The organism is Campylobacter sp. BCW_6467 (assembly GCF_001762855.1).
Taxonomy (GTDB): Bacteria; Campylobacterota; Campylobacteria; order Campylobacterales; family Campylobacteraceae; genus Campylobacter_D; species Campylobacter_D jejuni.
This window is the reverse complement of record NZ_MJXP01000013.1, coordinates 34757-44252: the sequence shown is the minus strand read 5'-3', so window position 1 is coordinate 44252 and position 9496 is coordinate 34757. Positions and strand designations below refer to the sequence as shown.

General features: G+C 29.3%; 13 protein-coding genes. 1 reads left to right on the top strand and 12 read right to left on the bottom strand.

Annotation, left to right across the window (positions count from 1 at the left end):
• Positions 1-89: 89 nt before the first annotated feature.
• Together flgS and AJ888_RS01425 are read right to left on the bottom strand one after the other, a co-directional pair.
• Entirely contained in the window at positions 90-1109 is a 1020-nt protein-coding gene (gene flgS, locus AJ888_RS01430; protein ID WP_002861434.1) for a fla regulon two-component system sensor histidine kinase FlgS, read from the bottom strand.
• Positions 1110-1118: 9 nt separating this feature from the next.
• Complete coding sequence (locus AJ888_RS01425) at positions 1119-1991, bottom strand: DUF234 domain-containing protein (protein WP_079860746.1); 873 nt, start codon at positions 1989-1991, stop codon at positions 1119-1121.
• 35 nt (positions 1992-2026) lie between these two features.
• Here AJ888_RS01425 and AJ888_RS01420 point away from each other — a divergent pair, with 35 nt between their 5' ends.
• Complete coding sequence (locus AJ888_RS01420; protein WP_002860760.1) at positions 2027-3301, top strand: aminotransferase class V-fold PLP-dependent enzyme; 1275 nt, start codon at positions 2027-2029, stop codon at positions 3299-3301.
• On the opposite strand, the gene purU is transcribed toward AJ888_RS01420, so the two are convergent.
• The 10 genes from purU to napG form a co-directional block, all read right to left on the bottom strand.
• On the bottom strand, positions 3298-4122 hold the full coding sequence (gene purU, locus AJ888_RS01415) for a formyltetrahydrofolate deformylase (RefSeq protein ID WP_002861431.1): 825 nt from the start codon (positions 4120-4122) through the stop codon (positions 3298-3300). The genes AJ888_RS01420 and purU overlap by 4 nt on opposite strands.
• Positions 4119-5237 carry a CCA tRNA nucleotidyltransferase gene (locus tag AJ888_RS01410; RefSeq protein ID WP_032599965.1) on the bottom strand — a complete coding sequence of 373 codons (1119 nt, stop codon included), beginning with the start codon at positions 5235-5237 and terminating at the stop codon, positions 4119-4121. Before AJ888_RS01410 ends, purU begins: the two co-directional genes overlap by 4 nt.
• Positions 5206-5697: a CiaD-like domain-containing protein gene (locus tag AJ888_RS01405; RefSeq protein WP_002861429.1), complete on the bottom strand. Its 492-nt coding sequence runs from the start codon at positions 5695-5697 to the stop codon at positions 5206-5208. Before AJ888_RS01405 ends, AJ888_RS01410 begins: the two co-directional genes overlap by 32 nt.
• Complete coding sequence (locus tag AJ888_RS01400) at positions 5694-5942, bottom strand: tetratricopeptide repeat protein (RefSeq protein ID WP_002859818.1); 249 nt, start codon at positions 5940-5942, stop codon at positions 5694-5696. Before AJ888_RS01400 ends, AJ888_RS01405 begins: the two co-directional genes overlap by 4 nt.
• A 78-nt stretch (positions 5943-6020) precedes the next feature.
• A complete protein-coding gene (tatA2, locus tag AJ888_RS01395; protein WP_002859817.1) occupies positions 6021-6194 on the bottom strand; it encodes a Sec-independent protein translocase subunit TatA2 in 174 nt (57 codons plus the stop codon).
• 9 nt (positions 6195-6203) lie between these two features.
• Positions 6204-6542 carry a chaperone NapD gene (locus AJ888_RS01390; protein WP_002852435.1) on the bottom strand — a complete coding sequence of 113 codons (339 nt, stop codon included), beginning with the start codon at positions 6540-6542 and terminating at the stop codon, positions 6204-6206.
• Entirely contained in the window at positions 6535-7449 is a 915-nt protein-coding gene (locus AJ888_RS01385) for a WD40 repeat domain-containing protein (RefSeq protein WP_002861428.1), read from the bottom strand. Before AJ888_RS01385 ends, AJ888_RS01390 begins: the two co-directional genes overlap by 8 nt.
• Positions 7450-7453: 4 nt before the next feature.
• Positions 7454-7978: a nitrate reductase cytochrome c-type subunit gene (locus tag AJ888_RS01380; RefSeq protein ID WP_010891887.1), complete on the bottom strand. Its 525-nt coding sequence runs from the start codon at positions 7976-7978 to the stop codon at positions 7454-7456.
• A complete protein-coding gene (napH, locus tag AJ888_RS01375; protein WP_072223483.1) occupies positions 7975-8757 on the bottom strand; it encodes a quinol dehydrogenase ferredoxin subunit NapH in 783 nt (260 codons plus the stop codon). The genes AJ888_RS01380 and napH overlap by 4 nt, the downstream gene beginning before the upstream one ends.
• Positions 8754-9494 (bottom strand): ferredoxin-type protein NapG, encoded by a 741-nt coding sequence (gene napG, locus AJ888_RS01370; protein WP_002881718.1) that lies wholly within the window; start codon positions 9492-9494, stop codon positions 8754-8756. The genes napH and napG overlap by 4 nt, the downstream gene beginning before the upstream one ends.
• Positions 9495-9496 lie beyond the last annotated feature (2 nt).

Here is a 9496-nt window from a genome sequence, read left to right as displayed (position 1 = left end):
GATTTAGATTTTTCTGCCTTCAACCTAAATATATATTAAAATAATATAAGCAAGATCTGTTCCGTTTTGGGGTGAAAAGAAAATATTTATCACGCCAAAGGTAAGGTAAAATAAAAATTCTTAGGATCGCTTTGAAAACTTAACTCTCCCTTATGAGCGTTTATGATTTCTTTAGAAAGAGACAAGCCAAGCCCATTGCCTTTAAGTTTTGTTGTTTTAAAAGCTTCAAAAACCAATTTCTCATCTTTTATTTCACAACCATTATCATACACTCTGATGCATATTTTTTCATTATCACAACTTGCTAAAATTTTAATCATAGGCTTTTCACATTCGCTTTCTTCTATTGCATCAATAGCATTATAAATCAAATTTTGCAAAACCAAACCAAGAAGAGCTTTATCAGCACAAATCTGCTTATTCAAAAAAGATATTTCAAAGTCTATTTGAGAAGTAAAATTATAAGAGTTAATGGCACTTTCACACTCTTCTTTTAACTCTAAAAGATTAAAATTTAAAGCATTGATGTGCACACCCTTAGTAAAAAGTAAAGTTGAATTTACGATACGCTCTACTCTGGCAATAGCCTTTTGGATTTCAAGAACTATATGCTTATTTTTAAGCTCACTACGAGCAAAAAGGGTTGAAGCAAGTAAAGATATAGATCCAATAGGATTTCTTATCTCATGTGCCAAATGAGCCGCTACACTACCCATGCTTGCAAGCCTTTCATTGCGTTTTTCATCGCTAATATCTGTAGCTGAAACTATAGTTTTTTCATTATGTGCTATGATTTTTACCGCATAAAACCTACCTTCAAATTCAAGCTCATCACGAATTTTATCAAGACTAATGATACTAAGTAATTTTGGATTTTTCAAGGCTTCTTGATTTTGTAAAATAATATTTTTTTCTTTATCTAAAATCCAAAGCGCACTAGGCAACACCTCTATAATCTCATCAACCATTGCGCGTAAGGAATTATAGTTTTCATTTAAAGTTTTGTATTCATTTTCTATTACATAAGTTTGTTCTATGAGACTTTCTAAGCCTTTTTGTAGAGTTTCTTTTTCATTTGAGTCTAAACTTTTTAAAATACTTTCATTCATTTATCATTCCTATAATAAAATCTTAAAATCATTCAAATCAAATAAAAGCAAATTCTGTTCGCATATTTTATCAAATTCCTTGCTAAAACCATTTTTTGAGATTATAATATAATAATTTGGAGTCAAATTTAAAGACTTTGCTTTTGATTTTAAAAGATTTAAAATATTTTTACAAATTTTTTTATTTTTAAATTTAACTTCTCCGACAAAACACAAATTTTCATCTTGATAATAAAGATCAAGTTCTAAATTCTTATCCCAGTAACTTTGCACTCCATTGATATTGAATTTTTTCTCAAGCAATTCTCTAGAAAGCTGTTCAAAACAAAAACTTTGATAAAGTTCAAATTTTTCTTTAATGCATTCTAAAACTTCTTTATAGCGATTTTGCAAAATAAGCTTTTCATTGGGCTTTAAAAAATAAAAAAAGAAACGAGTAAAATGATTGTTAAATATAATCTTATCTTGGACAACATAAGATCTTAGTTCTTTTTTGATTTTTTGTCTTTTATCTTTTATTTTTTTAGCTTCCTTGCTATACTCAAGTTTTATTATACCTGTTTCTAAAAGATATTTAAGTGTAGATAAAGCTTTAAAATGCTGAATTTTTCTATTGATAGAAAAACGCTTGCGATTGTTTTTAGCTAGTAAAGTAAGAGCGTAAGAACTTGTTTCATCCAAGGCGAAATAACTTTTGATTTTTAGATAATCATCAAGCAAAATTCGCTCTATATTTGTAAATACATCGTCTTCAAAATTTAAAATGTTTAATTTTTCAAAACCTTCAAACACACTATAAAAATCAAAAAGCTTACTTAAAGACAAATTCTTATGCAAATCTACAAAGTTCTTAAATTTTATATTTTTCCTTTTATAAAGCATTTTTATAGTATAATTTTAGCAAATTTTTATAAGGATTGTATTTGCAAATTTCAGATTTAAAAAAAGAATTGATCTTAAAAAAAGGTATTTTGCATTTTGACTTCACAGCAAGTGCCTTAGCTCTAAAATGTGTAGAAAAAGAAATTTCAAAAATTCTCCCAACCTATGCAAACACACATTCTGATAGCTCTTTGAATTCTTTTAAAACTCAACAAATTTACGAACAAGCAAGAAAAGATATAAAAAAAAGTTTATCATTAGATGAAAATTTTGCCCTTATAGCCTGCGGAACAGGATCAAGCAGTGCTATTAAAAAATTTCAAGAATTGATCGGCATTTACATTCCCCCTCTTGTAAAAGAAAGATATTTTACGCAAATTGATAAAAATACCTTACCTTTAGTTATCGTAGGGCCTTATGAGCATCATTCTAATGAACTTTCATTTCGAGAAGGCTTGTGCGAATGTATTAGAATTCCCTTGGATAAAAATGGGGAAATTGATTTTGATTTTCTAGAAAAAACTTTACAAAAAAACAAAAAAAGAAAAATAATCGCTAGCTTTTCTTTAGCTTCAAATGTTACTGGAATATTAAGTGATTACAAACGCATTTCTGAAATGGTTCGTAAATTTAAAGGGATAGTTGCTTTTGATGCATCTAGTTTCATTCCCTATAAAAACATATCTTGTCAATACTATGATGCGTTGTTTATAAGTTCTCATAAATTAATCGGTGGTATTGGCGGTTCTGGACTTTTAGCCATCAAAAAAGATCTTTGTGGAAACAAGCCTAGCTTTGCAGCAGGTGGAACTGTGGGCTATGTTTCTCGCACTTCACAATGCTACCTTTGCAATGAAGAAGCTTTAGAAGAAGGAGGAACACCTGGAATTTTACAACTCATTCGCGCTAGCTTAGCTTTTAAAATCAAAGATTCTATAGGGATTAAAAATATAGAAAAAAAAGAAGAAATTCTAAAAGATTATTTTTTTGAAAAACTAAAAACTATACCTAATTTAATTTTATATGCAAAGAATTTAAAAACCCGATTGCCTATTTTTGCTTTCAATATCAAAGGAATTTCTCCTTTTGATATCGCTTACGAACTTAGTAAAAAATACCACATAGAAACACGCGCTGGATGTGCTTGTGCTGGGCCTTATGGTCATGATTTGCTAGGCTTAAAAGATAATCAAAAACTTAAAACAAAACCAGGCTGGTTAAGAATAAGTTTGCATTATACGCATGAAAAAGAGGATATTGATTATTTTTTTAATGCTTTAAATAAAACTATAATAAAATTATCACATTAAAATATTATAGTTTTATTATTATATATAAAAATTCTATCTTCAAAAGCCAAATCAAGTGCTTTTGAAAGAACATCTTTTTCTATATTTCTACCTGTTTGCTGCATATCTTGCCAAGTAAATTCATGGTTTACAGGCGAAACAGCTTGAGTGATAATAGGACCTTCATCAAGATTATTATTTACAAAATGTGCCGTAGCTCCAATTATTTTAACCCCTCTTTCAAAGGCTTGTTTATAAGGATTTGCTCCTATAAATGCAGGCAAGAAAGAATGGTGAATATTTATAATCCTACCTTCAAAATGCTTAACAAAATCAGGAGATAAAATTCGCATATATTTTGCCAAAACCAAATAATCAAATTTATATTGTTCAAGACATTTTAAAATCTGATTTTCTTGCTCTTTACGATCTAAATTTTCAGCACTGATAAAATGATAAGGAATTTCAAATTTCTCAACTAAATCCTTTAAAGAGTTGTGATTTGAAATTACAGCTTTGATATTTGCCTCAAGTTCGTTACTATAATGCTTTATTAGCAAATCTCCCAAACAATGACTTTCTTTAGTAGCAAAAACAACAATATCTTTTTTTCTCTTCTCGCAAAGCTCTATCAAGGCTTCTTGTCCAAGCATAGCCTCAAGCGTTCCTATAAAAGCTTCTTTATCAAACTCACCTTCTAAAAGAGCACGAAAAAAAAACATTCCTTCGCCTACAAATTCATCGTTTTTTACTATATTGATATGATATTTAAAAATAACATCAGAAATTCTATAGATTAAACCTTTTTGATCTTTGGTGCAAATTTTTAATACAGAAATCATTTAGCTAAACCTTTTATATATTCTTTTAATTCATTCTCTCTTGCTTCTTGAATCTTTAAACCAAGAATTTTACCACAAAATCCAGCATTTATGAAATCTTTTGCTAAAATTTTACTTTCAAACTTATTCTCATAAAGTCTTAATCTTTTAGCTTGCTCAATACGCTTTTTACTCCAAAGTCCAAGCCATTCCTTCAAAGGCATTTCAAAAGCAATTTTTGCTAGTTCAAAATCACTTATATCATCAAGATAAAAAGCTTGATTTGCGTATTTTAGGTATTCTTTTTTAAGTTTGGTTCTTTTAAAAAATATATCTTTTTCTAAATTAAAAAAATTCAAATACAAATACAAGAATAAAGCATCGCTTTTTACAAATTCTCTACTTTGTCTGAGTAAATTTTGAAATTCCAAACTCTTAAAAACACTCTCAAAGCCAAAAATCTGTTTTTCTAAGTCAAGTTCTTGCAAATATCTATAGCCAACATCAAGCCTAGGGCTTTTAAAGAATTTATAAAGCTCCGCATTGATCCTATCTTTGCTAAGATCAGTTATATCCATACTTTGCATCAATTTCAAGCTTTCGCTAGTTATCTTAAAGTTAAACCTTGAAGCAAATACTACCGCTCTTAACACTCTTAAACTATCCTCTTGAAAGCTTTGTTTGTCAATATGCCTTAAAAAGCCTGTTCCTAGATCTTTTAATCCTCCATAAAAATCTAAAAACTCATCGTTAAAAAGATTAATCATCATAGAATTTATGGTAAAATCGCGTCTTTTGGCGCCAAGTTTTTCATCATTACAAATTTGAACTTCAAAACCTTTATGTCCATAGCTTATTTTATTTTCGGTTCTAGCAAGAGCTAAATCATAATTTTTAAACTTATGCACAAAAAAACTTTTTCCAAGGCCTTGTGCGCCCAATTTTTGCATAATCTTTTCAAAATCTTTAGGTTTTATATCATAAAGCTCTATATCATAGTCACAAATTTTTAAGCCTAAAAACAAATCCCTAACACTACCTCCAACCAAATACGCTCGTTTAGTATAAGGCTTTAAAAACTCAGCGATAAACTGCAAATCGGGATTATTTTTTAAGCTTATCTTCGATATTTGCAAGCAAAAACTCTAAAAAATTTATGGTCAAGTTTAACCTATTTTCAAGATTATCTTTTTTTATGCTATTTAAACCTTCAAAAAGAACTAAAATTCTCTCTCTAAGATGTTTTAAAAAAATATCCTCATTAAGCGTTTGAACCTCTGTCATAACACTGGGATTTAAAATTTCACTTTGTAAAAAAGGCTCTTCTTTTTTAAACTCTTTATTTTCCTGAGTAGAAATTTCAATATTATTTTGTATTTTTTGCTCTTCTTCAAATTTTGCCATAGAAATTTTATCTTCTAAGTCTTGCGGAGTATCAAATTCTTCGCATACAAACTCCATAGGTGGTAATTCATCTTTTATTTCAGTTTTTCTGCTTAATTCTTGTTCTTTTAAAATTTCATTTTGTCTTCTTTGCTCTTCCATGATAGAGCTAACTTCGCTAATGGTTTTTTTAGCCAAATCTTCCAAATTCATATTTTTATCAACCACCTTTTAAATTCATTAATTTCTTCATCGCTTTTCATATTAATAAAAAAATCCAACATTTGAGTGTTTAAGTCTTTATGCTTGGATCTAAAACCACTAAGACGACGAACCGCATCGATAGCGTTTTGATTATCCGGATCTTCTTTTAAGATATTTTTATAAATTTCTAAAGCTTCGTCTTTTAACCCTTGAGCCTCATAGATAGAAGCTTCAGTGACTGTATTTTTCATCACTGTTTCCTAAAATTTTTCTTTAATTCTAGCAAAAAGCTTTTTAATTTATCTTTAAGAAAATAAGATGTTTTTTAATGTCTATTTTGTTTTAAACAATTTTTCTATATATTCTTTTTTTTCTTTCTCTAAACTAGAATTTAATTCTTTTTGTTCTTTTTTAACTTGCGCTTTTAAATCTTGATTTTTAAAATACACATAATCAATTCCAAAAATAACACCAATTATAATAAGCAATGGGATTAAAAATACCATCTTTACACTTTAAGAAAATTGATTAAATACACTACCATAGTAGCGAACATTCTCAGCATTTTCATTTTTTTCTATCGTTTCTATTGCGCCGCTATTAATTGCTTTTTGGATATCATCATTTAAATCTTGATAAGAAAAAACCATATTAATACTGATAATATTTGGCAATTTCTCAAGCATTTTATAAGAGTTTAACTCATCTTCTAAATTTTCACTTTCAATCACAACTATAATCTTTTCATTTTCACAAAGTTCTACAGAACAAAAAGGAATTTCAGATATAGCCTTTTTTAAATCATTTATATATTCTTCTTTTGCTAAAATCAAAACACTAGAAAGATTATTCATCAATACTCCTAAACATTATACTATCACCAAAGCCTGAAACGATAAAATCTTTATTGTTTAAAAAAATAATAAACTCACTCATCAAATTTTCATTATTAAAAGTTTTAACAGGCTTAAAATCACTTGTGCTAAAAACTTCACTAACTCCAGCTTCGTTATCACTATAAACAGCCAATTCTCCATTAGGACTTAAAGCGCAAGTATATATCAAAAAATCTTTTTGTAAAAAATTTTGCTCTTCATTTTTTACAACTCCTATACGCCTATCCGTTCCACAACTTAAAATAACATTATTTTTAAAATCTACTTGATAGATATTATCTTTATGCATTTTATCATAGTTTTTTAACATCTTCCAATTTTTCAAATCAAAAAGCTCCACTTCACCACTCTCAAAACCTGCAACCAGCATACTTTTATCTTCATTTAAAACTGCATCATTAAGACTAGAATGAGAAAAATTAAATTTTTTTATATTTTTTAAACTTTTATCAATCAATTCTATTTCAGAACCAATAGAAATCAAAAGATAAGTGTTTTCATTGATAAAAAATGCTTTTATTATGCTATTTTCTTCGAGCTTTTTGATTTGTAAATTTTCCTTATAAAAACTTAAATTTTTAGCACCAAAATCACCCTCGCTAAGTATTAAAAGTGTATGTTTAAAAACATCAATGTTATAAATCTTAGCAAAATCATCACCATAATAATTTTTAATCTTTGGCAAAGATAAAAGTTCTTTTAAACTTTTATCTTTAATGTTATATTGTAAAATTTCACCTTTATCAGTGCCTATATATAAGTTTTGCTTATCTAGTTTTAAAGCTGTTATATTGGCATTTAATTTCAGCTCATAAGCATAAGATAAAACACAAAAAAGACTCAAAATAAAAAGAAATTTTTTCATTTATTTACTTTACACCCTCATTAATCACATCAATTAAATTTGAACGACTTTTTAATTGTTCATTTTTAAATTCAGGTTTAAAGCTATTTCCCACTAAAGGTTTTGCATCGCTTTGTGGAACATGACACTGAGTACAATTAAAACGACTATCGCTAATCATATCTCCTGTGGTTTTGTTGTGTCTAAAATCATAATAATGACTAGCAGGAAGTGGAGTTGCACCAGCATCTGCTGCTATAGCCTTATCATGGCAGCTTAAGCACATATTGTTATCTTTAGTTATAGGTAACAAATCTTCAATAGCATGCGGAATTAATGGTGGTGCATTTTCATAAGAACGCTCAAAACGAGTAGATTCCCCAGGCTGTAAAGTTGTGAAATTTGCCTCCACTAAATTTACTTTATTTTCATTTTCTAAACTTGCTTTTCTAAGTCCAATTTGTTCTGAACTTACCCCACTATTCATTGCGCAAGCGGCAAAAAATACCACTGCAGCACTTCCTAATAAAACCAATTTCTTCTTCATTATTTATTCCTTAAATCAAAAATATTAAAATTCAAAGCATCATCATTGCAAACTTCTATACATCTTGCACACCTTATACACTCTCCTGATTTCACGCTAGCACTTTCTTTTCCAACCATCCACAAAACCTGTTTTTCAGGACAAATACGGATACATTCATAACATTTAGTGCATTTATCACTATCATGCTTTATTTTAAGCAAAGCAAAACGAGAAATAAAAGCATAAAAAGCTCCTAGTGGACAAAAATGTGAACAAATTGCCCTAGGGCTTAAAAAAGTATCGATACAAAAAAGTATAAAGGCTACAAAAATCCAAGAACTTGTAGCAAAAATAATCCCTCTATGTATCATTCCTATATAAGAAAAACTTTCAAACACAGGCAATGAAAATACAAAAGAAAGGATTAAAATCAAGACTAATACAAAATAGCGTAAATTTTTAGGCAAAATTAAAAATTTATTATTAAGGGTTAATTTATTTCGCACAAAAGCAGCAAAATCTGTGATTAAATTAACAGGACAAACCCAAGAGCAAAAAACCCTTCCTAAAAGCAAACCATAGATAAAAAATATAATCAAAGCTCCTATTAAAGCCATTAAATCTATACTCCAGCTTGCTAAAATAATTTGCAAAACCGCAAAAGGATCGCTTAAAGGTATGGTATTAAAAAGTCTAGAAGAACTTAAATTTCCCTGTAAGATAAAATCTGTAGCTTTAAAACTAAAAAGTGCTAAAATTCCAAGCTGAACGATGCGTCTAGCAATTAAATACTTCATCACAGTTCTCCATCATTTAAATAATTGGTTGCTTTTTTAGCATTAAAATGTTTTGAAGTATCTGCATTTTTTATACGACCTTCATCTTTTTCATCCCAGCCTTTTACATAATGAGATCCTGCTTTTCCCAATACATACTCCCTTGGTAAAACACGAATGGCCGGTTTTTCAGTAATACAAGCAAGTTCACAAAGCCCACAACCTACACACACTTCATGATCCACACTAGGTAGTAAAAAAGCATGTTTGGCGGTGCGTTCATTGCGTTTAAGCTCAAGTTTTAAAGCCCTATCTATCAAAGGACAAGCTCTATAACAAGCATCGCATTGAATTCCCCAGTGTGCTACACAAGAAGCACTATCAACAATAGCAATACCCATTTTCAAGGATTCTATACCCTGCTCTAAATGCTTTTTATCTAAAGCATCAGTTGGACATTCTCTAATGCAAGGAATATCCTTGCAAAGATAACAAGGAATTTCTCTTGCTCTAAAAAAAGGCGTGCCATTTTTTGGACTATCTAACAAGCTAGCGAGCTTTAAAGTATCATAAGGACAGGCTTTTACACAAAGCCCACAACGAATACATTTGCTTAAAAATCTAGCTTCATCTTCAGCACCAGGAGGACGCAAGGCATAATTATCATCGGCTTTTAAAGCCAAATTAACCAAAAATCCACCCCCTGTACATAAACATGCAACCTTAAAGGCGCTAACGAAAAATTCTCTTCTACCTTTCATTT